General features: G+C 70.4%; 26 protein-coding genes and 1 other RNA gene. 14 read left to right on the top strand and 13 right to left on the bottom strand.

What is annotated here, in order from left to right; genetic code table 11:
- The first annotated feature begins 45 nt into the window (after nt 1–45).
- Complete coding sequence (locus KBY81_RS00135; protein WP_254975123.1) at nt 46–615, top strand: peroxiredoxin; 570 nt, start codon at nt 46–48, stop codon at nt 613–615.
- Nucleotides 616–648: 33 nt separating this feature from the next.
- Here the strand turns inward: KBY81_RS00135 and csaB are convergent, their stop codons facing one another.
- On the bottom strand, nt 649–1,680 hold the full coding sequence (csaB, locus tag KBY81_RS00140; protein WP_254975124.1) for a polysaccharide pyruvyl transferase CsaB: 1,032 nt from the start codon (nt 1,678–1,680) through the stop codon (nt 649–651).
- A gap of 55 nt (nt 1,681–1,735) precedes the next feature.
- Between csaB and KBY81_RS00145 the strand changes: the two genes are divergently transcribed.
- From KBY81_RS00145 to psaK, 3 genes are read left to right on the top strand one after another with little or no spacing between them, the layout of a single operon-like run.
- Entirely contained in the window at nt 1,736–2,053 is a 318-nt protein-coding gene (locus KBY81_RS00145; RefSeq protein WP_106220044.1) for a DUF2499 domain-containing protein, read from the top strand.
- The gene (locus KBY81_RS00150) at nt 2,050–2,421 is read left to right on the top strand and encodes a DUF3593 domain-containing protein (RefSeq protein ID WP_254975125.1); all 372 of its coding nucleotides are present in this window, start codon (nt 2,050–2,052) and stop codon (nt 2,419–2,421) included. Before KBY81_RS00145 ends, KBY81_RS00150 begins: the two co-directional genes overlap by 4 nt.
- Nucleotides 2,422–2,476: 55 nt before the next feature.
- Nucleotides 2,477–2,734, top strand: a complete 258-nt coding sequence (psaK, locus tag KBY81_RS00155; protein WP_015108267.1) for a photosystem I reaction center subunit PsaK — start codon at nt 2,477–2,479, stop codon at nt 2,732–2,734.
- Nucleotides 2,735–2,771: 37 nt separating this feature from the next.
- Here psaK and KBY81_RS00160 read toward each other — a convergent pair whose 3' ends face one another.
- Complete coding sequence (locus KBY81_RS00160; RefSeq protein WP_254975126.1) at nt 2,772–4,031, bottom strand: NAD(P)/FAD-dependent oxidoreductase; 1,260 nt, start codon at nt 4,029–4,031, stop codon at nt 2,772–2,774.
- Nucleotides 4,021–5,940 (bottom strand): 1-deoxy-D-xylulose-5-phosphate synthase, encoded by a 1,920-nt coding sequence (gene dxs / locus KBY81_RS00165; RefSeq protein ID WP_254975127.1) that lies wholly within the window; start codon nt 5,938–5,940, stop codon nt 4,021–4,023. The genes KBY81_RS00160 and dxs overlap by 11 nt, the downstream gene beginning before the upstream one ends.
- 96 nt (nt 5,941–6,036) lie before the next feature.
- Between dxs and ilvA the strand changes: the two genes are divergently transcribed.
- From ilvA to KBY81_RS00180, 3 genes are read left to right on the top strand one after another with little or no spacing between them, the layout of a single operon-like run.
- Nucleotides 6,037–7,647, top strand: a complete 1,611-nt coding sequence (ilvA, locus tag KBY81_RS00170) for a threonine ammonia-lyase, biosynthetic (RefSeq protein ID WP_106220048.1) — start codon at nt 6,037–6,039, stop codon at nt 7,645–7,647.
- A gap of 41 nt (nt 7,648–7,688) precedes the next feature.
- Nucleotides 7,689–8,333, top strand: coding sequence for an SMC-Scp complex subunit ScpB (gene scpB / locus KBY81_RS00175; RefSeq protein ID WP_396103640.1), 645 nt, complete (start codon nt 7,689–7,691; stop codon nt 8,331–8,333).
- 52 nt (nt 8,334–8,385) lie between these two features.
- On the top strand, nt 8,386–8,676 hold the full coding sequence (locus KBY81_RS00180) for a YggT family protein (RefSeq protein ID WP_106220049.1): 291 nt from the start codon (nt 8,386–8,388) through the stop codon (nt 8,674–8,676).
- Here KBY81_RS00180 and KBY81_RS00185 read toward each other — a convergent pair.
- Both KBY81_RS00185 and KBY81_RS00190 read right to left on the bottom strand, forming a co-directional pair.
- Nucleotides 8,670–9,143, bottom strand: a complete 474-nt coding sequence (locus tag KBY81_RS00185) for a hypothetical protein (RefSeq protein WP_254975128.1) — start codon at nt 9,141–9,143, stop codon at nt 8,670–8,672. The two genes, KBY81_RS00180 and KBY81_RS00185, sit on opposite strands and share 7 nt — an antisense overlap.
- 98 nt (nt 9,144–9,241) lie before the next feature.
- The gene (locus tag KBY81_RS00190) at nt 9,242–9,571 is read right to left on the bottom strand and encodes a nucleoside triphosphate pyrophosphohydrolase family protein (RefSeq protein ID WP_106220051.1); all 330 of its coding nucleotides are present in this window, start codon (nt 9,569–9,571) and stop codon (nt 9,242–9,244) included.
- A gap of 59 nt (nt 9,572–9,630) precedes the next feature.
- Here KBY81_RS00190 and pyk point away from each other — a divergent pair, with 59 nt between their 5' ends.
- The 4 genes from pyk (at nt 9,631) to ftsH (ending at nt 15,185) form a co-directional block, all read left to right on the top strand.
- A complete protein-coding gene (gene pyk / locus KBY81_RS00195) occupies nt 9,631–11,415 on the top strand; it encodes a pyruvate kinase (protein WP_106220052.1) in 1,785 nt (594 codons plus the stop codon).
- Between the two features lie 27 nt (nt 11,416–11,442).
- Nucleotides 11,443–12,672, top strand: a complete 1,230-nt coding sequence (locus KBY81_RS00200) for an ABC transporter permease (RefSeq protein ID WP_015108276.1) — start codon at nt 11,443–11,445, stop codon at nt 12,670–12,672.
- A 150-nt stretch (nt 12,673–12,822) separates the two neighbouring features.
- Complete coding sequence (locus tag KBY81_RS00205) at nt 12,823–13,131, top strand: DUF1830 domain-containing protein (RefSeq protein WP_106220053.1); 309 nt, start codon at nt 12,823–12,825, stop codon at nt 13,129–13,131.
- 74 nt (nt 13,132–13,205) lie between these two features.
- Entirely contained in the window at nt 13,206–15,185 is a 1,980-nt protein-coding gene (ftsH, locus tag KBY81_RS00210) for an ATP-dependent zinc metalloprotease FtsH (RefSeq protein ID WP_254975129.1), read from the top strand.
- 66 nt (nt 15,186–15,251) lie between these two features.
- Here ftsH and clpP read toward each other — a convergent pair whose 3' ends face one another.
- Complete coding sequence (gene clpP, locus KBY81_RS00215; protein WP_015108279.1) at nt 15,252–15,842, bottom strand: ATP-dependent Clp endopeptidase proteolytic subunit ClpP; 591 nt, start codon at nt 15,840–15,842, stop codon at nt 15,252–15,254.
- Nucleotides 15,843–15,937: 95 nt separating this feature from the next.
- Here clpP and psb29 point away from each other — a divergent pair, with 95 nt between their 5' ends.
- A complete protein-coding gene (gene psb29, locus KBY81_RS00220; RefSeq protein WP_254975130.1) occupies nt 15,938–16,633 on the top strand; it encodes a photosystem II biogenesis protein Psp29 in 696 nt (231 codons plus the stop codon).
- On the opposite strand, the gene KBY81_RS00225 is transcribed toward psb29, so the two are convergent.
- From KBY81_RS00225 to petN, 3 genes are all read right to left on the bottom strand, one after another.
- A complete protein-coding gene (locus KBY81_RS00225) occupies nt 16,596–17,984 on the bottom strand; it encodes a hypothetical protein (protein WP_254975131.1) in 1,389 nt (462 codons plus the stop codon). The genes psb29 and KBY81_RS00225 overlap by 38 nt on opposite strands.
- Nucleotides 17,985–18,177: 193 nt before the next feature.
- Nucleotides 18,178–18,342: a hypothetical protein gene (locus tag KBY81_RS00230; RefSeq protein ID WP_015108282.1), complete on the bottom strand. Its 165-nt coding sequence runs from the start codon at nt 18,340–18,342 to the stop codon at nt 18,178–18,180.
- On the bottom strand, nt 18,320–18,421 hold the full coding sequence (petN, locus tag KBY81_RS00235) for a cytochrome b6-f complex subunit PetN (protein WP_015108283.1): 102 nt from the start codon (nt 18,419–18,421) through the stop codon (nt 18,320–18,322). The genes KBY81_RS00230 and petN overlap by 23 nt, the downstream gene beginning before the upstream one ends.
- 63 nt (nt 18,422–18,484) lie before the next feature.
- Between petN and clpS the strand changes: the two genes are divergently transcribed.
- Nucleotides 18,485–18,778 (top strand): ATP-dependent Clp protease adapter ClpS, encoded by a 294-nt coding sequence (gene clpS, locus KBY81_RS00240; RefSeq protein ID WP_254975132.1) that lies wholly within the window; start codon nt 18,485–18,487, stop codon nt 18,776–18,778.
- Nucleotides 18,779–18,787: 9 nt separating this feature from the next.
- Entirely contained in the window at nt 18,788–19,063 is a 276-nt protein-coding gene (locus KBY81_RS00245) for a DUF2103 domain-containing protein (protein ID WP_106220058.1), read from the top strand.
- Here KBY81_RS00245 and KBY81_RS00250 read toward each other — a convergent pair.
- From KBY81_RS00250 to KBY81_RS00265, 4 genes are all read right to left on the bottom strand, one after another.
- Nucleotides 19,017–19,457, bottom strand: coding sequence for a hypothetical protein (locus tag KBY81_RS00250; RefSeq protein ID WP_254975133.1), 441 nt, complete (start codon nt 19,455–19,457; stop codon nt 19,017–19,019). The genes KBY81_RS00245 and KBY81_RS00250 overlap by 47 nt on opposite strands.
- A 59-nt stretch (nt 19,458–19,516) precedes the next feature.
- Nucleotides 19,517–19,699, bottom strand: a non-coding RNA gene (gene ssrS / locus KBY81_RS00255) — 6S RNA.
- A 6-nt stretch (nt 19,700–19,705) separates the two neighbouring features.
- On the bottom strand, nt 19,706–21,028 hold the full coding sequence (locus KBY81_RS00260) for a 5-(carboxyamino)imidazole ribonucleotide synthase (protein ID WP_254975134.1): 1,323 nt from the start codon (nt 21,026–21,028) through the stop codon (nt 19,706–19,708).
- Between the two features lie 52 nt (nt 21,029–21,080).
- The gene (locus KBY81_RS00265; RefSeq protein ID WP_106220061.1) at nt 21,081–21,977 is read right to left on the bottom strand and encodes a carbohydrate ABC transporter permease; all 897 of its coding nucleotides are present in this window, start codon (nt 21,975–21,977) and stop codon (nt 21,081–21,083) included.
- Nucleotides 21,978–21,994 lie beyond the last annotated feature (17 nt).

Raw genomic sequence — 21,994 nt, forward strand, 5'->3', positions numbered from 1 at the left:
ATCCGGCCAGCCCCGCTAGGGTCCGGCCCTGATCGAAACCTGGCTGTGAACCGTCGCACCTTTCTGGGGGGATCCCTGCTGGCCGCCCTCAGCCTGCTGGTCCTCCCGGGCCGGGTCCGGGCCATGGGCGGCACCCTTCCCGAGGTCGGCCAGCCCGCCCCCGCCTTCGACCTCGATGGCGTCGCTCCGTCGGCGGACGGCACCGTCGTCACGACCCACCGCAGCCAGGCCGACTTCCGTGGCCGCTGGCTGGCCCTGTACTTCTATCCCAAGGACTTCACCAGCGGCTGCACCCTCGAAGCCCGGGGATTCCAGAGGGACCTGGAGACCTTCCACGCCCGCAACGCCGAGGTGGTCGGTGTGAGCGCCGATGACCCGGACGCCCACCTCTCCTTCTGTGGCAGCGAGGGTCTGGCCTATCCGCTGCTGTCGGATCCGGGCGGTGCCGTCAGCCGTCGCTACGGCTCCTGGCTGGCACCCTTTTCGGCGCGCCACACCTTTCTGATCGACCCGGACGGGGTGCTCCGCGCCAGCTGGGTGGCGGTCAGGCCCTCCGGCCACAGCCAGGAGGTGCTCGCCGAACTCGCCCGCCTGCAGGGGGAAACCGCGGCCTGAGGCGTCACCCGCGCCCCGGTGCCGGCGGGGTGATCAGGACAGCAGGGTGTCCAGCACCGCGCGATGCACCTGGCTCTGGCGCTGCAGGTCGGCGATGCCGCTCTGGTTTGGTGGCTGGTCGAGCGCGGCGGCCCAGCCCTCCTGCAGCCCTGCGGATGGTGGGGCGTCCAGATCCTGGCAGGGGCAGCCGATGCCGGCCGCCGCAGCGGCCACCTTGGGGTCGTAGCTGAGGGCGGCGCAGGGGCTGCCCGCCAGGGCCGCCAGGATCAGCCCATGCAGCCGCATGGCCAGCACCAGACCGGCCTGGGCGAAGGCGTCCATGGCCTCCTGGGGCGTCGCGGCCGCCAGCTCGCGGCTGCGGGCGGCCAGGGCCGGGCCCACCAGACCCTGGCGGGTGAGGTCGGCCAGCAGGCCCCGGTCCTGGTCCTGGTGGAAGGGCAGCCAGTGCACCGGGCGGTCGGCCGCCACAGCCAGCCCCTCGAGGGCCTGCAGATAGGGACGCCAGGCCATGGCGTCGAGCTGGCGCACAGGCCGGAAACAGACCACGATCGGACCGCCCCTGCCGCGCCAGTCCCGAGCAGGCAGACCCCAGACCGGATCACTGCCGACGCGGTCCGCCACGCCCCAGGCCCTCGCCTGGGCTGCGGAGGCCGGGTCCCGCCAGCTGATCGCCGTGGCCAGGGGCAGCAGCCCCCGCACGAGCAGCCGGCTGCGGCGGCGCCGCAGGGGTCCCAGGCCCTGGCCCCAGAGCAGGACGGGCTTGCCCCGGGTGCGGGCCGCCAGCATCAGGGCGCCGTAGTACAGGAGGCTGCGGAAGCTGGTGGCGTCCTGAAGCAGGCTGCCGCCGCCGAGCACCAGGGCGTCGCAGCGGTCCAGGGCGGCCAGCACCCCCTTCAGCCGGCGGCGGTCGGTGGTCTCCACCCCGAAGCGCTCCCGCACCAGGGCCTGGTCATGGGCCGTGACCAGGGGACGACACTCCCCCGGCAGCTGGTCCAGCAGCACCTCCAGCAGGGCATCGTCACCCAGGTTGTGCTCGCCGTAGTAGCCGCAGATCAGAGCACGCATCCGACGCAGCGGCGGGTCCGGCTCCGTACATTACGGATCGCACCAGGCCCCACCCATGCACGCGCTGTCGCTGCCCACCTGGTGGATCCACATCACCTCGGTGCTGGAATGGATGCTGGCGATCCTGGCCGTGCAGGCCTTCGGCCGCCGGCGTCGGGAAGGGGGCTGGCGCTGGCTGGCCCTGGCGATGCTGCCGGCGCTGGTGAGCGCCATGGCCGCCTGCACCTGGCATCTGTTCGACAACAGCGAGGCCCTCAAAGGGCTGGTGGTGTTGCAGGCCGGCCTCACCGCCGCGGGCAACGGGGCCCTGGCCCTGGCCGCCTGGAACCTGCTGCGCCAGCAGCGGCTCTCCCCGGAGGAGGAAGCCCCGTGAGCCTGCCCCTGGCCGCCTGGTTCCAGGGCCTCGGCGCCATCGATCCGGCCCCGTTCTTCGTGCTCTCCCTGCTCCCCTACCTGGCCTTCCTGTGGTGGGCCCGCCAGGTGCGGGCCTTTCCGCGGCTGGCGCTGCGCGGATTCCAGCTGACGCTGCTGTTCGTGGCGGTCACGATCGTCGCCGCGGTGGTGGCCCAACAGGTTTACGGACGGCAGCTGGCGGACGTCGATCCCCTGCACGGCGGCGCCGAAGCCTTCCTGACGCTCAGCAACCTGGTGGTGCTGCTGGGGTTCCGGCTGCTGCCTTCACCAGCTCCGCAGAAAGGTCCGGCGGCAGGCTCAGGCGCACCCCAGGTGAACAAGTCTTAAGGGGTCGGGGCACAGGTCGCCCTGACCCGGAAGATGGGGCGTCGCCACGTGCATCATGATCGCTCCTCTCCTGGCCATGGCTCCCGCTTCGATCAGCTGGTCCCCGAAGGTGGCCCTGGTCATGATCGTCTGCAACGTCATCGCCATCGCCATCGGCAAGGCCACCATCCAGCAGCAGAACGTGGGCCTCAAGCTGCCCAGCGACAACTTCTTCGGCGGCTTCAGCCACGGCGCCATGCTCGGCACCACCAGCCTGGGCCACATCCTGGGCATGGGCGCCATCCTGGGCCTGGCCTCCCGCGGCGTTCTCTGAGCGGCCCCCCGGCTGGCCCTTCAGCGCCAGCCGGGCTTCAGCGCCAGCCGAGCAGATACGGCATCGCCCTGAGGCCGTAGCGCTCGAAGCGATAGCCGAACAGCAGGGCCGAGAGATCCTCCGCCCTGCTGTTCTCCAGGCCCCGGAGCACCTGATCCAGCCGCCCATCGGCCCGAGGCCCGTGCAGGCCCAGCCAGGTGCGCCGGGCCAGGCGTCCACTGAGGGACCAGCGCCAGCCCAGGGCACGGCGAAGCTGGGGCGCGTAGTCCCGCAGGGCTCGCTCCGCCTGCATCGATGAACCCGCCGGGGCCGTGAGGGCTTCCTGCAGCAGCGGGGCGAGCACGGCGCTGCTGGTCAGGGCGTGCCGGATCCCTTCGCCGCCGAGCAGGTTGGCGGTGCTGACCGCATCCCCCAGCCCCACCAGCCGGCCCCGCCGGTGCGGTTCCCGGCGCCGGATCGTGCTGCGCACCAGGCCCCCGTGGCGGTCGAGCACCTCGAAGGGCTCGCAGCCGGCCCCGACTCCCGCCCGGCCCTCCGGCAGCAGCCGGCGGCCGAGGTCGTTGATCAGACCCCCCAGGGGAGGTTGTTGGCGCTGGGGGTCCACCAGCCGGCAGACGCCGAGCTTCAGCACCCCGGGCTGCATCGGAAAGATCCAGCCGTAGCCCTGGGGCACCCAGTCGCTGCCCAGGCAGAAGCTGAGTCGGTCGGCCCAGCGCTCCCAGCAGGCTGGGGACACCCGCAGCAGCCATTCCAGGCCGGCGGCCCGCACCAGCCCATCGCGCCGGCGCTCGGACACCGGCGGATCCCCCAGCAGGGCCCGGCCGTGGCCACTGGCATCCACCGTCCAGTCACTGTTGATCTGCAGCGTGCTGCCGTCGCCGCGGCGCAGCAGGGTCACCATCCGCTCGCCCTCCTGGCGGCTGGCGCAGGCGTGCAGTCCCAGATGCACCCGCCCGCCCCAGCGGCGGCACTGGTCGGCCTGCCAGCGGCGCAGGGCACCGAAATCCAGCACCACCCCGAGGGGACGGGGCGAGGCCCAGCACCGGGTGGCGGGCCCGGGTCCGATCAGTTGCCATTGCCGCCAGCGGCTGCCCACCACCTCCGCCGGCAGGCCCAGGCTGGCCATGGTCTCGATCGGCAGGGCGGCGCTGCTGAAGGCGGAACGGCCCAGGTCATCGAGCCGGTCGACCAGCACCACATCCACCCCCTGGAGGGCCAGACGCCGGGCCAGGTCCCCGCCGGCCGGACCGGCCCCCACCACCAGCACCTGGCAGCGGAGGGTCGACTCAGACGGCAAGGGCGGTGGGAACGGTGGCGCGGAAGACGGGCCCGAAACGCTCGAGGATGCGATCGGCCATCTGGGACGGCGTCAGGCCAAGGCGCTCCTTGCTCTGGTCGGGACTGGCATGGTCGACCAGGACATCGGGGATGCCGAGGCGCAGCACCGGCACGGGCAGGTCGTGGTCGTTGAAGGATTCCACCACGGCGGCACCGAAGCCTCCCGGCAAGGCCCCCTCCTCCATCGTCACGACCCGGCCGATGCGGCGGGCCAGGGGCAGCAGCAGCGCCTCATCGAGGGGCCGCAGGAAGCGGGCATTGACCACCCCCGCCCGCAGGCCCTTCTCCTGCAGCAGCCCGGCGGTGGCCATCGCCGGCGCCACCATGGCGCCATAGGCCACGATCAGCACGTCGTCACCGTCGGTGAGCAGCTCACCGCGGCCGATCTCCAGGGGCTGCCAGCCCTCGTCCATCAGCGGCACCCCTTCCCCTTCACCGCGGGGAATGCGGATGGCGCAGGGGCCATCGTGGGCGATCGAGGTGACCAGCATGCGCTGCAGCTCGGCCTCGTCCTTCGGGGCCATCACCGTGAAATTGGGCACGGCCCGCAGGTAGCTGATGTCGTACTGGCCCTGGTGGGTGGGGCCGTCGGCGCCGACGATGCCGGCCCGGTCGAGCACGAAGGTGACCGGCAGCTTCTGGATGCCCACGTCGTGGATGAGCTGGTCGTAGGCCCGCTGCAGGAAGGTGCTGTAGATCGCCACCACCGGCCGCAGGCCCTCGCAGGCCATGCCCGCCGCCATGGTGACGGCGTGCTGCTCGGCGATGCCGACATCGAAGTACTGATGGGGGAGGGCCTTCTCCAGCAGATCGAGGCCCGTGCCGGTGGCCATGGCGGCGGTGATGCCCACCACCCGGGAGTCCTGCTCGCAGATCTTCACCAGGGTCTGGCCGAACACCTTGCTCCAGCTGGGGGGCTTGGGCTTGCTGGACGGGTAGGCCTTGCCGGTGGCCAGGTCAAAGGCCGACTGGGCGTGGTACCCCACCTGATCGGCTTCGGCGTAGGGGTAGCCCTTGCCCTTGGTGGTGGCCACATGCACCAGCACCGGGCCCTCGCAGCGGTGGGCCGCCTGGAAGGTGCGCACCATCTCGGGGATGTCGTGGCCGTCGATCGGGCCCACGTAGGTGAAGCCCAGCTCCTCGAACACGGCGCCCACCTTGGGCACCGCCAGCCGCTTCATGCTCTCCTTGAGGGTCTTGAGCTCGGTGGGCAGCTCCCCGTGCAGGAAGGGCAGGTGCTTCACCGCCTCCTCGGCGCTGCCGGAGAGGAACTGCACCGGCTTGCTGAGCCGCATGCGGTTGAGGTGGGTCGAGAGGGCCCCCACCGGCGGTGAGATCGACATGTCGTTGTCGTTCAGCACCACCAGCAGCTTGGTGCGGGGCAGGTGGCCCGCATGGTTGATGGCCTCCAGGGCCATGCCGCCGGTGAGGGCGCCGTCACCGATCACGGCGACACATTTGAAATCCTCGCCGCGGCGGTCGCGGGCCAGGGCCATGCCCAGGGCGGCCGAGATGCTGGTGGAGGCGTGGCCGGCGCCGAAGTGGTCGAAGCGGCTCTCGCTGCGCTTGAGGTAGCCCGCCACACCGCCCTGCTGGCGCAGGGTGTGGAAGTCCTTGTACCGGCCCGTCACCAGCTTGTGGGGGTAGGCCTGGTGACCCACATCCCAGACCACCCGGTCGTGGTCGAGGTCGAGGGTCTGGTAGAGGGCGAGGGTGAGTTCGACGACCCCCAGTCCCGGACCGAGGTGCCCGCCGCTGGTGGCCACCACCTCCAGGTGCTTCTCGCGGATCTGGCGAGCCATGGCCTCGAGTTCAGCGGTGCTGAGGCCGTGCAGCTGATTCGGATGGCTCAGCTCGCTCAGATGCATGCCCGTCCTTGCTTCCAGATGGCCAATCTACGGGGTTCGCCCCGGCGCACGGCGGCGGATGCCACCGTTCCGGGGTCGGGTTGCGACACTGGAGCCATGACCACGGCCGACAACGACGACGCCTTTCCCGGGGCGACCGCCTACCTGCAGCGGATCCTGCGGGCCCGGGTGTACGACGTGGCGATCGAGTCCCCCCTCGATCCCGCCCCCAACCTCTCCCGCCGGCTCCACAACCAGGTGCTGCTCAAACGGGAGGACCTCCAGCCCGTGTTCAGCTTCAAGCTGCGCGGGGCCTACAACAAGATGGCCGGCCTGGAGCGCGCCGAACTCGACCGGGGGGTGATCGCCGCCAGCGCCGGCAACCACGCCCAGGGGGTGGCCCTGGCGGCCCAGCGGCTGGGCTGCACCGCCGTGATCGTGATGCCGGTCACGACGCCGGAGATGAAGGTGCGCTCCGTGGCGGCCCGGGGGGCCGAGGTGGTGCTGCACGGCGACACCTACGACGAGGCCTGCGAGGAAGCGCACCGGCTGCAGCGCCAGCGGGGACTCACCTTCATCCATCCCTTCGACGACCCCGACGTGATCGCCGGCCAGGGCACCGTCGCCCTGGAGATCCTGCGCCAGTGCTCCGATCCCCCCGATGCCATCTACGTGGCGGTGGGCGGCGGCGGCCTGATCGCGGGCATCGGCGCCTACGTCAAGAGCCTCTGGCCCCGGGTGGAGGTGGTCGGCGTCGAGCCGAGCGATGCCGACGCCATGACCCGCTCCCTGGCGGCGGGGGAACGGGTGCGGCTGGAGCAGGTGGGCCTGTTCGCCGACGGGGTGGCCGTGCGTCAGGTGGGGGTTCACACCTTCGCCCTGGCCCAGCGCTGCGTCGACCGCATGGTGACGGTGGACACCGACGAGATCTGCGCGGCGATCAAGGACGTCTTCGAGGACACCCGCTCGATCCTGGAACCCGCCGGCGCCCTCTCGGTGGCGGGCATGAAGAAGGATGTGGCCCAGCGGCAGCTCCGGGACCGCACCCTGGTGGCGGTGGCCTGCGGCGCCAACATGAATTTCGACCGGCTGGCCTTCGTGGCCGAACGGGCCGAGCTGGGCGAGGAGCGCGAAGCCCTGCTGGCGGTGGAGATCCCGGAGAAGCCCGGCAGCCTGGCCCGGTTCTGCGCCGTCCTCGGCCAGCGCAGCCTCACCGAGTTCAGCTACCGCCTCGCCGACCCCCAGCTGGCCCACATCTTCGTGGGGGTGCAGATCAGCGGCCACCAGGACACCCGCCAGCTGATGGACGCCCTGGAGTCGCAGGGTTTCCCCTGCCTTGATCTGAGCGGCGACGAGCTGGCCAAGCTCCACCTCTGCCACATGGTGGGCGGCCGGCTGCCGGCCAGTGCGGGGGCGGCCCTCGACCAGGGGGAGGAGCGGCTGTATCGCTTCGTGTTCCCGGAGCGGCCCGGGGCCCTGATGGCCTTCGTGAACGCCCTGCATCCCAACTGGAACATCAGCATCTTCCACTACCGCAACCACGGCGCCGACGTGGGCCGCATCGTGGTCGGGGTGCAGGTGCCCCCCGGGGAGCTGGAGGCGTGGCGGGCCTTCCTCGCCGATCTCCCCTACCAGCACTGGGAGGAGACGGGCAATCCGGCCTACCGGCTGTTCCTGGGCGAGGTGGGACGGGCCCTGCCCAGTGCAGGCGGGCTGGTGGGGGTCTGAAGCCTGCGATACGTTGCCGCCACGCCGTGCCGGACGTCCCCATGGCCGAACCCGACGCCCCGCCCCCCGAAGGCGCGCCCCCCATCGACGGACAACTCCTCGGGGAGCAATCCTTTGGCGAGCCCTCTGCAGCGGCCACTCCGGGGCTCTCCCTGCCGGCCCGGCTCGAGGCGATTCTCTACCTGAAGGGTCGGCCCCTGGAACTGGGTGAGCTGGCCGCCATCGCCGGCATCGACCGGGACGAAACCGAGCTGGCCCTGATCACCCTGATGGCCGACTACGCCCATCGCGACACCGCCCTGGAGATCCACCAGGAGGGCCAGCACTACGCCCTGCAGCTGCGGGCCGGCCTGGGGGACCTGGTCCAGAACCTGCTGCCGGTGGATCTCTCGGTCGCCGCCCTGCGGACCCTGGCCACCATCGCCCTCAAGAAGCGCCTGCTGCAGTCGGAGCTGGTGGAGCTGCGCGGCTCCGGGGCCTATGACCACATCCGGGAGCTCCTCGCCCAGGACTTCATCGAACGCCGCCGCCAGAGCGACGGCCGCTCCTACTGGCTGAGCCTGAGCGAGAAGTTCCATCGCACCTTCTCCCTGAAGGCCGATGATCTGGCCGCCCTCGGCGGCCGCCTGGCGGCCGCCGAGACGGCCGGAACGCCGCCGCCTGCCGACGAGGAGGCGGATCCATAGAGTTGGCCCAACAGCTGGCGCAAGCCTGCGCCCCCATCCTCCGACCCCTTCCATGAGCATCCTCGTCTTCCTGCTCCAGGTGCTGGCCCAGACCCTGAGCATCTACCTCCTGGTGCTCCTGGTCCGGGTGCTGCTGAGCTGGTTCCCCAACCTCGACTGGAGCAATCCGCTGCTCTCCAGCGTCAGCGCCATCACCGACCCCTACCTCAACGCCTTCCGCGGCCTGATTCCGCCGCTGGGTGGCCTCGACCTCTCGGCGCTGGTGGCGTTCATCGCCCTGCAGCTGGCCCAGAGCCTGCTGGGGGCGTCGATCGCCAGCCTCTCCGGCGGCCTTCCCTACTGAGGCTCCCCGGCCGGGGTCGCCGCCAGGGCCTCCTCCAGGGGGAGCAGCTCGTCGTCGACGCCGGCACGGGTACGCACCGGGGCACTGAATCCCCGGGCCTTGACGCTGCGGGTGCCCAGCGGCCCGGGGGTGCCGGCCGGCACCGCCAGCCGCAGGGCGAAACTGGAGCGCCCGGGGGGCACATCACCGATCGATCCCACCCGGGTGCGGTTCGGCAGCACCGGTTCACCACTGGCGTCGAGGATCAGGCCGAACACATCGGTATCCACCACCGGCTTGGATCCGGGGTTGACCACCACGCCGCGCAGGGCCCAGCAGGTGGCACCGCTGGGGCGGGCCAGGGTCGGCTGGGTGGCCAGGTCATCGGCGGGACAGGGCTCCAGCACCACCTCGGACACCGTCAGGTCGGTGGCGCCGGCCAGGGCCGGGGCACCGCAGACCACCAGCAGCACGAGGAACAGCCGCACCAGCAGCCGGAGGAGGGGCCCGACCCGGGTGGCGACCGACCTGCCGGCCCAGCTGCCGGCCGGAGTCCTGGTCCCTGGAACGACGATCCCTGCCTGAGTCACCGCCGGTCGCCGCTGCCTGCGATCACGTTACGGTTCGCCCGGTCGGCCAGCTTGGCCAGGTTGGCGGCCGCCACGTCGTCGAGATCCAGCCCCAGTTCCGTGGCCAGCTGGGCCACGTACCAGAGCACGTCCCCCAGCTCCAGCCGCAGATCGTCGCGAACCTCGGGGCCGAACACCCCGGCTCGGTCGCGCAGCACCTTCTTCACCTTGTCGGCCACTTCGCCGGCCTCGCCGCACAGGCCCAGGGTGGGATAAAGGATGTTGTTGCCGGCCTCGGGGTAGCGGGCCGTCTCACGGGAGCGTTGCTGGTAGTCGTGAAAGTCCATTCCAAGCGCGCTCCGGGCAAGTCCGGATGGTAGTTTCCGCCCCTGTACAAGGTCGTTCAATGGCCCCTCACGATCTCATGCGTCGCACAAAGATCGTGGCCACGATCGGGCCCGCCACCGAGTCGCCCGAGGTGCTGCGGCAGCTGATCGCCGCCGGCGCCACCACCTTCCGTCTCAACTTTTCCCACGGCGATCACAGCGATCACGCCGATCGGATCGCCACCATCCGCCAGGTGGCCCACGAACTGGGCGTCCACATCGGCATCCTCCAGGACCTGCAGGGCCCCAAGATCCGGCTGGGCCGCTTCCAGGCCGGTCCCATCACCCTGGCCAAGGGGGATCCCTTCTCCCTCACCTCCCGGGCCGTCAACTGCGACAACACGATCGCCACCGTCACCTACGACCGTCTGGCGGACGAGGTGACCAGCGGCAGCCGCATCCTGCTGGACGACGGCCGGGTGGAGATGGTGGTGGTGGAGGTGGACGGTCCCGGGCAGACCCTGAAGTGCAAGGTCACGGTGGGCGGGGTGCTTTCCAACAACAAGGGGGTCAACTTCCCCGATGTGCAGCTCTCGATCCGGGCCCTCACCCCCAAGGACCGGCGCGACCTGGCCTTCGGGCTGCAGCAGGGCGTCGACTGGGTGGCCCTGAGCTTCGTGCGCAACCCCTCCGACATGCTGGAGATCCGGGAGCTGATCCGCAGCCAGGGCCACAACACCCCTGTGGTGGCCAAGATCGAGAAGTTCGAGGCCATCGACGCCATCGACGCGATCCTGCCCCTCTGCGACGGGGTGATGGTGGCCCGGGGCGACCTCGGGGTGGAGATGCCCGCCGAGGAGGTGCCGCTGCTGCAGAAGGAGCTGATCCGCAAGGCCAACAGCCTCGGCATCCCGATCATCACGGCCACCCAGATGCTCGATTCGATGGCCTCCTGCCCCCGGCCCACCCGGGCCGAGGTGAGCGATGTGGCCAACGCCATCCTCGACGGCACCGATGCGGTGATGCTCTCCAACGAGACGGCCGTCGGCGACTACCCGGTGGAGGCGGTGGCCACCATGGACCAGATCGCCCGCCGCATCGAACGGGACTACCCCCAGCGGGTGCTGGACAGCCACATGGCGACCACCATCCCCAACGCCATCTGTCAGGCGGTCAGCAGCATCGCCCGCCAGCTCAACGCCGCGGCGATCCTGCCCCTCACCAAGACCGGCTCCACGGCGCGCAACGTCAGCAAGTTCCGCCCCAGCACCCCGATCCTGGCGATCACCTCCGATGTCACGGTGGCCCGGCAGCTGCAGCTGGTGTGGGGGGTCAACCCCCTGCTGATCCAGGACGAGTCCAGCAGCAGCCGCACCTTCAGCGTCGCCATGGCCACGGCCCAGCAGCTGGGGCTCCTGGGCGCCGGTGATCTGGTGGTCCAGACCGCCGGCACCCTCGAAGGGGTATCCGGCTCCACCGACCTGGTCAAGGTGGGCATCGTCTCCGCCGTCATGGGCCGTGGTGTGGGCATCGGCAGCGGCACCGTCAGTGGCAAGGTGCGCCTGGCCAGCTCGCCGGAGGATGCGGCCCGCCTGGAGGCCGGCGAGATCCTGGTGGTGCGCGAGACCAGCGCCGCCTACCTGGAGGCGATCCGCAAGGCCCGCGGGGTGATCGCCGAGGAGGAGGGCCGCCAGAGCCACGCCGCCGTGATCGCCGAGCGGCTGGGTGTGCCGGTGATCGTGGGGGTGGCCAACGCCACCCTCGAGCTGCGCATGGGCGAGGTGGTCACCCTCGAGATCCAGGAGGGGGTGGTGCACCGGGGACCCCGCAGTGCCCACCCTTCGGCGGTGCCGTCTTTCCTCTAGAACCGAAGCGACTCCGGCTGCGCCGCCATGGCCTCCAAGCTGCCCCTGAGCGAGACGGTGGCCATGGCGCTGCTGACGCTGCGCTCCAACCGTCTGCGCAGCCTGCTCACCATGCTCGGCATCGTGATCGGCAACGCCTCGGTCATCACCCTGGTGGGGGTGGGGCGTGGCGCCCAGAACCTGGCCGAGAGCCAGCTCAGCACCCTGGGCGCCAACGTGCTGTTCGTGGTGCCCGGCAACAACGACACGCGCCGCCAGGGGATCGAGACTCCGCGCACCCTGGTGCTGGAGGACGCCAAGGCCATCGCCGAGCAGGTGCCGAGCGTGCGTCGCGTCGCCCCCCAGATCACCCTCAATGAGGTGGCCCAGGCGGGGGGGTTCAGCTCCACGATCTCGGTGTCCGGGGTGACGCCGGAATTCCTGCCGGTGCGCAGCTTCGAGGTGACCCGGGGCCGCTTCATCGACGAGCGCGATCTCAAGGGCGCCCGCAACGTGGTGGTGATCGGGCCCGATCTGCAGAAGAAGCTGATGCCCACCGGCGAAGCCCTGGGCCGCCAGCTCCGCATCCGGGACAAGTCCTTCGAGGTCATCGGCGTGCTGGCGTCCAAGGGGGCGGTGTTCGGCTCCAACCAGGACGAGAACGCCTACATCCCCCTCACCACCATGGTGAGCCAGCTGAGCGGACGGGATCCCACCTTCGGCGTCAGCCTCACCTTCATCAGCGTGGAGGCCCGCGACGAAGCCAGCACCGGCGCCGCCGCCTTCCAGATCACCAACCTGCTGCGCCAGCGCCACCGCATCCTGCGGGAGGACGACTTCGCCGTGCGCTCCCAGAAGGATGCCCTCACGATCGTCGGCACGATCACCGGCGGGCTCACCCTGATGCTCGCCGCCATCGGCGCCGTGTCCCTGCTGGTGGGCGGGATCGGCATCATGAACATCATGCTGGTGTCGGTGAGTGAACGCACCGAGGAGATCGGCCTGCGCAAGGCCCTCGGAGCCCGCAGCAGCGACGTGCTGCTCCAGTTCCTGGTGGAGTCCCTGGTGCTTGCCAGCCTCGGCGGGGTGATCGGCAGCGCCATGGGCCTGGGCACCGTGGCCCTGGTGGCGGCCTTCACCCCCCTGCCGGCCACGATCGAGGCCAGCACCGTGTTGCTGACGGTGGGGCTGTCCGGCTCGATCGGACTGTTCTTCGGGGTGGTGCCGGCCCGCCGCGCCGCCCGACTGGATCCGATCGCGGCCCTGAGGAGTCTCTGAAGCCGCCGGCGGGGCCGCAGCGGTCGCCCTTGGGGGCCTAGCCCCGGCTTCGCCCAGGGAGAATAGAAGAAAAGATTAAGACTGCCAATCCGTCGCCTTCGTCACCGAATCCCCACAGCCGCAATGGCTTGATGGTATGGACGTCGCCGCATGAAGGTGTTGGATCAACTGGCCCGGACGGAACAGGTGGATTGCGGCTACCGGAACAGCTCCGACCGCATGGTCATCCTGCGCTGCATCGGGCCGGGGCAGTTCTTCCTCGAACGGGTCGTGTTTCCTTTCGAACTCCTGACCTTTCAGTGTCCCGAGAGGAGCGAGGTGGAGATCTGGACGCACGGCCTGGGTGGCCCGGAACTGCTCGAATCGATCGAGTCCCGCGAACTGATCATGGAATCGGCCCCCGTGCCTGAGGCTGCCGCCGGCGGCATCGAGCTCAACCCCTGGCTGCAGGCCAGCTGACCACACCCTCCGGCGCTGCCGGGCTCCCGCTGGCGGGCCCCGCGCTCTTAAGGTTGTCCAAAAGCTTCACAACCATGAATCAGCGCTGGCGTGTCCTTGCCCTGTGGCTGTTGCCGGTCGCCGTGGCCCTGTTCCTGGGCTGGCAGTTGCTGAGTTCCGGAGGGCGCCTGGCCCCCGCCGGCAGTGGCGGCGACACCACCGCCCCCCGCAATGCGGCGGTGGCCCGGATGAGCTACGGGCGCTTCCTGGATTATGTGGAGGCGGGGCGTGTCACCGCCGTTGACATCTTCGACGGGGGTCGCACCGCCGTGATCGAGGCGGTGGATCCAGACCTCGACAACCGCGTCCAGCGCCTGCGCGTCGATCTGCCCGGCGTCGCTCCGGAGCTGATCAACAAGCTCAAGGATCAGGGCATCAGCTTCGATGTCCATCCGCCCAAGTCCACCCCGCCGGCCCTGGGGCTGCTGGGCAACCTGCTCTTCCCGCTGCTGCTGATCGGCTCGCTGATCTTCCTGGCCCGGCGTTCCTCCGGCATGCCGGGTGGCCCCGGCCAGGCCATGCAGTTCGGCAAGTCCAAGGCCCGTTTCGCCATGGAGGCGGAAACCGGCGTCAAGTTCGATGACGTCGCCGGGGTGGAGGAGGCCAAGCAGGATCTGCAGGAGGTGGTCACCTTCCTCAAGACCCCCGAGCGCTTCACCTCGGTGGGAGCCAAGATCCCCCGCGGTGTGCTGCTGGTCGGTCCCCCCGGCACCGGCAAGACCCTGCTGGCCAAGGCGATCGCCGGCGAGGCCGGGGTGCCTTTCTTCTCCCTCTCCGGTTCCGAGTTTGTGGAGATGTTCGTCGGGGTCGGCGCCAGCCGGGTGCGCGACCTGTTCAAGCGGGCCAAGGAGAACAGCCCCTGTCTGATCTTCATCGATGAGATCGACGCGGTCGGCCGCCAGCGGGGCGCCGGCATCGGCGGCGGCAACGATGAGCGGGAGCAGACCCTCAACCAGCTCCTCACGGAGATGGATGGCTTCGAGGGCAACAGCGGCATCATCATCATCGCCGCCACCAACCGGCCCGACGTGCTGGATTCGGCCCTGATGCGGCCCGGCCGTTTCGATCGCCAGGTGCAGGTGGACGCGCCCGACATCAAGGGTCGGCTCTCGATCCTCAAGGTGCACAGCCGCAACAAGAAGCTGGCTGACGACGTCTCCCTGGAGATGATCGCCCGCCGCACCCCCGGCTTCACCGGCGCCGACCTGGCCAACCTGCTGAATGAGGCGGCGATCCTCACCGCCCGCCGGCGCAAGGAGGCCACCGGTCTGGCCGAGATCGACGATGCCGTCGACCGGATCATCGCCGGCATGGAGGGCAAGCCCCTCACCGATGGCCGCAGCAAGCGCCTGATCGCTTATCACGAGGTGGGCCACGCGCTGGTGGGCACCCTCGTGAAGCAGCACGATCCGGTGCAGAAAGTCACCCTCATTCCCCGGGGCCAGGCCCAGGGCCTCACCTGGTTCGCCCCCGATGAGGAGCAGATGCTGGTCAGCCGAGCCCAGCTGAGGGCCCGGATCATGGGGGCCCTCGGGGGCCGTGCCGCTGAGGATGTGGTGTTCGGCCACTCCGAGGTCACCACCGGGGCCGGCGGCGACATCCAGCAGGTGGCCTCGATGGCCCGGCAGATGGTGACCCGCTTCGGGATGAGCGATCTGGGTCCGATGTCCCTGGAGGCCGGCAACCAGGAGGTGTTCCTGGGCCGCGACCTGATGACCCGCAGCGATGTCTCCGATGCCATCGCCCACAAGATCGACGAGGCGGTCCGCCAGATCGTCCAGAGCTGCTACACAGACACGGTGAAGCTGGTGGCCGAGCACCGGGCCTGCATGGACCGGCTGGTGGAGCTGCTGATTGAGAAGGAGAGCCTCGACGGCGACGAATTCCGTCTGATCGTTTCGGAGTTCGCCTCGATTCCCGACAAGGATCGCTTCTCCCCCCTGCTCACCGCCGCCGACCTGGCGACTGTTCCCCCGCAGGGAGCCGCCGTGGCTGAGACCAGCGAAGCCCCCTGAGCTCCGGCTTTGGCGCCATGAAAAAAGGCCTGCTCCGGCAGGCCTTTTTCTGTGGGCGGCTGGGGCTCAGACGGGGCGAACAGGCCGCTTTTCGATCACCTTGTCGATCAGGCCGTAGGCCATCGCTTCGGCCGGCGACATGAAGAAGTCCCGATCGGTGTCGATCTGAATGCGCTCCAGATCCTGTCCGGTCCGGCTCGCCAGTTCGCGGTTGAGCTTGTCCTTCAGATAGAGGATCTCATCGGCCTGGATGCGGATGTCGCTGGCCTGGCCCCGGGCCCCGCCGAGGGGCTGGTGGATCATGATCCGGGAATGGCTGAGGCTGCTGCGCTTGCCCTTGGCGCCGGCGCAGAGCAGGAAGGCGCCCATGCTGGCCGCCAGGCCAACGCAGACCGTCTGGACGTCGGGTTTGATGTGCTGCATCGTGTCAAAGATGCCAAGGCCGTCGTAAACCGAACCGCCGGGGGAATTGACATAGAGGAAGATATCCTTTTCAGGATCTTCGGCCTCCAGAAACAGCAGCTGGGCCACCACGCGGTTGGCAGACTCCGCCGTCACCGGTTCGCCGAGGAAGATGATCCTCTCGCGCAGCAGGCGGGAATAGATGTCGAAGGCTCTTTCACCGCGACCCGACTCCTCGATGACGATCGGGATCATGGGCTCCAGACAGGCGATTGAAACGATCCTACCCAGCCGCCGATCGGGTCGAGTGCCTGCAGCGCTAAGGTCGCTGCAACGAAGAATCCATCCGCGTGAGCGCTGCTCTCACCGTCGCCGACAGCAAGCGCGCCTTCCACGGCGCCTTCCCCCATGTCATCAGTCCTCTCTACCGGCGCATGGTCGACGAACTGCTGGTGGAGCTCCACCTGCTGAGCCGTCAGAAGGGCTTCCAGAGTGATCCCCTGTTCGCCGTCGGACTGGTGCAGGTGTTCGATGGCTTTGCCCGGGGCTACCGTCCCGAAGCCCAGAAGGCCCCCCTCTTCCAGGCCCTCTGCGCCTCCTCCGGCTTCGATGGCCCCGACCTGCGCCGCCAGTGCGAGGAAGCCCTGGCCGCCATGGGACGCCACAGCCAGGCCGAGGTGCGCCAGTGGATCGAGAGCCAGGGGGCGGGGGCCCCGCCGCCGGTGGCCACCGCCCTGGCCGGCATCCGCCGGCCCGACTTCCACTACTCGCGTCTGATGGCCGTCGGCCTGCTGGCCCTGCTGGAGCAGGCCCTGGCCGACGACGCCATGGAACCCCAGGCCCTGCGCCAGCTGGCCCACGAAATCGGCGCGTCGATGGGCCTGCTGCGCGACCGTCTCGACAAGGACCTCGCCCTCTACGCCAGCAACCTGGAGAAGATGTCCATGGCCGTCGAGCTCATGGAGGAGACGGTGGCCGCCGAGCGTCGGCGGCGCGAGCGCCAGGCCGTCAGCGGCTCACCTGAAGGCGTCCCTTCAGCCAGCTGAGCCCGTCGGCTCCGTTAGCCGTTATGCCGGGAAGGGACTCCATCCACAGCTGATCGGCCCGTCGCACCAGCTCCGGCAGGGGTTCGGGGAGCAGGCCCAGCTGGTCCAGCCCCCTTGGCCGGACCCGCAACCACAGCTCACCGCTGGCCGGGGCGCCCGTCCCTGTGGTGGTCATGGCTTGCCAGCGGCCGGGCACCGGACCGAGGAACAGCAGCAGCTGGGGTGCGGGTCCCCCCTCGCCGATCCAGCGCCATCCCCCCAGCACCACGCCGTCCTGCCGGGTCCAGGTGGCGGCACCCTCCTGGGATGCGGCCGCGGTGGGGCCCGCCTCCAGCCCCTGGGCCTGCAGGGCCCGGGCCAGACCCTGCAGCAGCTGGCGCCAGCCCTGGCGGTCGGCCCCCACCGCCACCTGGAGCTCGAGCGAGGCCTGGAAGGCACCGGTGAGCTGGGGCTGGAGCCGCAGCCGGAACGGGGAACGCCGCAGCAGGGCGAGCCCCTTGGTGTCGATGCCGTAGCGGGCCGCCAGGGGATCGCGGATCAGCTGGCGGGCCAGAAGTCCCCGGAACAGCTGCTCGAGGGAGGAGCCCTGCAGCTCCAGCAGCAGGTCGGCGGGCAGGGGCGGCCGGGCGGACGGCGGCAGGTCCGGGATCCTCAGGCGGCCCGCCGGGCCGGTGGAGGCGGGGCGATCGGAGGCTTCGCCGCGCCAGCGCACCTCCGAGCCCTCCAGGGACAGGGAGAAGCAACCCTCCTGGTAGGCCTCCAGCAGGGGAGCAAGGGGCCCCACCAGGGCCCCGAGTCCGGAGGCGTTCCAGAAGACGCCCTGGCCACTTTCCAGGCGGGGCAGGCAGGTGCTGAACAGTCCGCGGCCGGCCCGCTGGTCGGGCCGCAGCTGGTCCTGCAGCAGGCGCCGGGAGAGGGGATCCGGTGCCACCACCAGCAGGTTCCCCACCCGCAGGCCCTGGGCCGGCAGGGGCGGCCGGGCCCCGCCGGCGGCGTTCTCCTGCAGCACCAGGTAGGCGCCCCCGTCGGTGTGAGGTCCCCAGAACTGCCACCAGGTGCGACGCTGCTCGCGCCACAGCCGGCGGCCCGCGGCCTCGCCGAGTCGGTCACGCCAGAGGGCCGGAACCGGCCGCTCCGGGCTGGCGGGGAAACTCTGCAGCAGGCTGCTCACCGCCATCAGCTGCTCAAGTCCCTGGGCGCGGGGCCGGGGCCAGCGCCACAGGGCCAGGCTCGGCAGCAGCAGCAACAGCAGCAGGGTGACCGTGGTGAGCGGCAGGGGAGGCGGCCCGGGTAGCCGGGGCAGGGCCGGCGCCACCAGCGAGCGGCGCAGACGATCGATCGGGCGGCTCATGGAATCGCCGGCGGGTTGGGGCCAGGGAGGGTGGGACGTCGCGGCCGGCCCCGGGGCCGCTCCTTCATCGGTGGTGACCCTGGCGAAAGCGGGCGTCTGCGCAGGGGGGCGATGGCCAGGCGACCAGCAGCGGAGCGCTCACCTAAAGAGGCCTTTCGGCCCCCTCGCGCCAGGGCTGGTCAAGGGTTGACCATCAGCGGTTGCGGCCTTCGCTGGAGCGCCGTCGGCGCTTGTCGCGCCATTCGACGGTGGAGAGATAGATCACACCCACACTCACGAAGAGCAGCAGGGCGGAGGCCAGGCCCGCCAGCAGGGTGGTGGTGGGGAAGGCCAGATCAGAAACCGATGCTGTTGTCACCGTTGCGGCCCCACACCACCATGGCGATCGAGAAGGTGAAGATGGCCGCCAGGGCGGACCAACCAAGGGTGATCAACATCGGGCCCGGTTCAAGACTCCGCGCATGTTACCTACGCTGGGGACCGGCAGCCGCTGCAGGCCCATGGTCGTCGCCCCCTCCAGAAGTCCCGCCCCGATCGCCCAGCGCCGGTCCGCGCACTATCACAGCGTCAACGTGATCGTCCTCGACGACGACGTCAACACGTTCCAGCACGTGGTCGCGGTGCTCGTGCGCCATCTGCCCGGCATGCAGCCCGACCGGGCCTGGGAACTGGCCCACCGCATCGATGGCGAGGGATCGGCGGTGGTCTGGAGCGGACCGCTCGAGCAGGGGGAGCTGTACCACCAGCTGCTCTCCGCCGAAGGTCTGACCATGGCTCCCCTGGGCCACGGCTGAGCAGCACCCATGGCCCGGCTGGTGATCACCCACAGCACCTACGTGGAGGGCCTGATCCCGTTGCTCAGGCGGCTGGCGACCCTGCCGGACATCGACACGATCACCCCGGCGGTGATCACCCGGGTCAGGGGCCGCAGCGTCGGCCTGCGGCTGCGGGTGTCGAGCCCGATCACCGGCGGCCACAAGCTGCTGGCCCGCCGCGGCAGCACGGCCCAGGAGGTGTTCGTGGTCACCCGCCTCAGCCGGGATCAGCTGCAGGAGGAACTGGATCGGCTGACGAGCTGAGCAGGCTGGTGGGGGCCACCCGCTCGTAGACGGCCGGGGTGCCGAAGCGGCCGTAGGCGCCGCTGTCGCGGAACCAGCTCGCCCCGGGCACCTCCTGCAGATCGCCGGGGCGCAGTCCCCAGCGGCGCTCCAGGTAGGCCGCAGCAGCAGCCCTATCGAAACGGGGCTGGCCCAAGGCCACGATCGCCAGGGCAAGGGCCCGGATCCGCAGGGCGCCGGCGGGACTTTCCTGGATCTCCTCCTCCAGCAGGAAGGTGCGGAAGGCGCCCGCCGCCTCCCCTTCCAGGGGGTACTTCTGCAGGTACAGCGCCCGGGCCCGGGGGAACACCGGACCCGGGGCACGGGCGAGCAGGCGCTCGAAGGCCTGCTGAAAGCTCGAAGGCTCGCTGTTCACGGCGGCGGGGCGACCTGCCCCCAGCATGCCGGCCCGGGCGCGATCGGAATGGGGAAAAGGGGTGGACCGCCATGCCGTCTTGCCCCAGTGTTCGACCTGGATGAACCAGAAGGGGAGTCAGGGGCGGGGCTTCGTTTCCGGCAATGAAGCCGGTCTACGTTGCCGTCGCTGAAGACTCCCCGTGTCGAAAGGGAGTCAGATCAGAAAACTGTGAAAGGCAGTCACCAACACAGCAGTCCGCCAGCATCCTAGGCGGGTTGGTGGGGGAGCGGCCAGATGGCCCGCACCTCGGCCAGCAGCCGCTGGCGTTCCAGTTCCCGCTCCTCTGCGGTGCGGCCCTGCAGAAGCAGGGTGAGGTGGCCCAGCTTGCGTCCCACCCCTCCGCCCCGCTTGCCATACCAGTGCAGGTGGGCGTCCGGGAGGGCCTCCAGTGCCCGGCGCCGCGCCAGCTGGTCGTCATCACCGTCCTCCGGCGCCAGCAGGTTGACCATCAGCGCCCCGGGCACCACGGCCTCGGTGGCCCCCATCGGCAGACCGGCGACGATCCGCACCTGCTGGGCGAACTGGCTGGTGCGGCAGGCCTCGATCGTCAGATGGCCGGAGTTGTGGGTGCGGGGGGCCAGCTCGTTGACCTGGAGCCCCGAGGGCCCGTAGAAGAACTCGATCGACAGCACCCCCACGTAATCCAGGGCCGTGAGCAGGGAGGCGGCCACGTTGCGGGCGAACACCTCCACCCGGTGGTCCACCGGAGCGGGGAAGAGCACCCAGTCGCAGACACGGCTGTGCTGGTGGGTCTGCACCAGGGGGTAACAGGCCACCTGCCCCTGTCGGTCGCGGCAGGCCACGAGGGCCAGTTCGCGCTCGAAGGCCACCAGCTCCTCAAGGATCCAGTCGTCCGGCTCGACGCGATCCAGCAGCTGCTCCAGAGCCCCCAGATCGGGCACCGGCACCGTCCCCCGGCCGTCGTAGCCGCCGCGGCTGGCCTTGGCCATCAGGGGAAAGCGGAAGCCCTCGGGGAGGCGCGGCACCGCCGGCATCTGCACGGGGCGCGGTGGGCCCGCCGGCGGCGGGCCCGCCCCCTCCTCGCCCGGGGGCAGGGCAGGCTCCGGCTGCAGCACATCGGCCAGGGGACACCAGCGGGGGGCGGGCAGATGCAGGTCACCGAGCAGCCGCCGCTGGCCCGCCTTGCTGACCAGGGGCTGGAGGGCATCGAGACCCGGCAGGAACTGCAGCCCCGGCCCCTCCAGGGCCCGCAGGGCCTCGAGGGGGATCCACTCGTTCTCGAAACTGATGGCGCCGCAGCGGCCGGCCAGCTCCCGGGTGGCGTTGACGTCATCGACCGGCGCCAGCACCACGCTGGCGGCGGCACGGGTGGCCGGATCCCCGGCGCCGGGCGTCTGCACGTGCACGGCGACACCGAGGTCCCGGGCCGCCTCGGCCAGCATCCAGGCCAGCTGGCCACCGCCGACGATGCCGATGGCGTCGAGCGGTGCCGGCGTGGCCTGGGGAGGGGGGTCCGCGATGATCTTCACCCTGGCTTTGGTGGCTCGAAGCGGAAACCAGCCTGCCATCAGGGGGTCGAGGGCCCCGACGGTGACATCACGGGCAGGGGCCCGGCGGGGATCACTGGAGCGGGTTGTCGGCGGCGAAGGCGTAGCGCAGCAGGCTGAGCAGCAGCACGATCAGGAACAGGGCCAGCCCCACCGTGCAGGCATAGCTGATCTCCAGCTCGGAAAAGGCCTGGTCGTACACGTAATACACAATCGTGCGGGTGCTGTCCGCCGGGCCCCCCTGGGTCATCAGGTAGACCTCCTCGAACACCTTGGTGGCCCCGATCGCCGAGATCACCGCCACCAGCGTGATGTAGGGCCTCAGCAGGGGCAGGGTGATGTCCAGATGGCGGCGCCATCCCTCGCTGCCATCGAGGGCCGCCGCCTCGTAGAGATCGGCGGAGATCCCCTGCAGGCCGGCCACGAAGATCACCATGTAGTAGCCGAGGCCCTTCCAGAGGGTCACGAGCATCACCGAGGGCAGGGCCAGACCGGTGGAGGTGAGGAAGCCGATCGGCGAGAAGCGGTCCCCCAGCAGGGCGCCGAGCCAGCCGTTGACCAGGCCGTTCTCGGCGTAGAGCCAGCGGAAGGCGATCGCCGCCACCACCAGCGACACCAGCACCGGGGTGTAGAAGGCACCGCGGAACCAGTGGATCCCCGGCAGCTGGCGGTTGACCAGCACCGCCAGGGCCAGGGATCCGAGCACGATCGGCGGCACCACCCCCACCAGATAGAGAAAGGTGGTGCCCGTGACCCGCAGCAGCATCGGGTCGGCCAGCAGGCGGCGGAAGTTGGCCAGGCCCACGAAGGTGAGTGGCTCGCCTACATCCAGCCCGGTGCGGGTGAAGCTGATCACCAGGGCCATCGCCGCCGGAATCAGCACCGACACGGCGAGCAGCACCAGGGCGGGGGTCAGGAACGCCCAGGCGGAGCGGGTGGCTGCCGGTGCGGCGGGGGTGGGTGGAGCCATGGGGACATCCTGCCGGA

The organism is Cyanobium sp. Lug-B (assembly GCF_024345635.1).
Taxonomy (GTDB): Bacteria; Cyanobacteriota; Cyanobacteriia; order PCC-6307; family Cyanobiaceae; genus Cyanobium; species Cyanobium minutissimum.

Coding starts and splice junctions, on each gene's coding strand:
- KBY81_RS00190 (WP_106220051.1), bottom strand. CDS start 9,571: ATGGACTTTCACGACTACCAGCAACGCTCCCGTGAGACGGCCCGCTAC.
- clpP (WP_015108279.1), bottom strand. CDS start 15,842: ATGATCCCGATCGTCATCGAGGAGTCGGGTCGCGGTGAAAGAGCCTTC.
- KBY81_RS00225 (WP_254975131.1), bottom strand. CDS start 17,984: ATGAGCCGCCCGATCGATCGTCTGCGCCGCTCGCTGGTGGCGCCGGCC.
- KBY81_RS00260 (WP_254975134.1), bottom strand. CDS start 21,028: ATGGCAGGCTGGTTTCCGCTTCGAGCCACCAAAGCCAGGGTGAAGATC.
- psaK (WP_015108267.1), top strand. CDS start 2,477: ATGATCGCTCCTCTCCTGGCCATGGCTCCCGCTTCGATCAGCTGGTCC.
- KBY81_RS00265 (WP_106220061.1), bottom strand. CDS start 21,977: ATGGCTCCACCCACCCCCGCCGCACCGGCAGCCACCCGCTCCGCCTGG.
- KBY81_RS00200 (WP_015108276.1), top strand. CDS start 11,443: ATGGCCTCCAAGCTGCCCCTGAGCGAGACGGTGGCCATGGCGCTGCTG.
- petN (WP_015108283.1), bottom strand. CDS start 18,421: ATGTTGATCACCCTTGGTTGGTCCGCCCTGGCGGCCATCTTCACCTTC.
- clpS (WP_254975132.1), top strand. CDS start 18,485: ATGGTCGTCGCCCCCTCCAGAAGTCCCGCCCCGATCGCCCAGCGCCGG.
- pyk (WP_106220052.1), top strand. CDS start 9,631: ATGGCCCCTCACGATCTCATGCGTCGCACAAAGATCGTGGCCACGATC.
- KBY81_RS00180 (WP_106220049.1), top strand. CDS start 8,386: ATGAGCATCCTCGTCTTCCTGCTCCAGGTGCTGGCCCAGACCCTGAGC.
- KBY81_RS00245 (WP_106220058.1), top strand. CDS start 18,788: ATGGCCCGGCTGGTGATCACCCACAGCACCTACGTGGAGGGCCTGATC.
- csaB (WP_254975124.1), bottom strand. CDS start 1,680: ATGCGTGCTCTGATCTGCGGCTACTACGGCGAGCACAACCTGGGTGAC.
- KBY81_RS00145 (WP_106220044.1), top strand. CDS start 1,736: ATGCACGCGCTGTCGCTGCCCACCTGGTGGATCCACATCACCTCGGTG.
- ftsH (WP_254975129.1), top strand. CDS start 13,206: ATGAATCAGCGCTGGCGTGTCCTTGCCCTGTGGCTGTTGCCGGTCGCC.
- ilvA (WP_106220048.1), top strand. CDS start 6,037: ATGACCACGGCCGACAACGACGACGCCTTTCCCGGGGCGACCGCCTAC.
- scpB (WP_396103640.1), top strand. CDS start 7,689: ATGGCCGAACCCGACGCCCCGCCCCCCGAAGGCGCGCCCCCCATCGAC.
- KBY81_RS00205 (WP_106220053.1), top strand. CDS start 12,823: ATGAAGGTGTTGGATCAACTGGCCCGGACGGAACAGGTGGATTGCGGC.
- dxs (WP_254975127.1), bottom strand. CDS start 5,940: ATGCATCTGAGCGAGCTGAGCCATCCGAATCAGCTGCACGGCCTCAGC.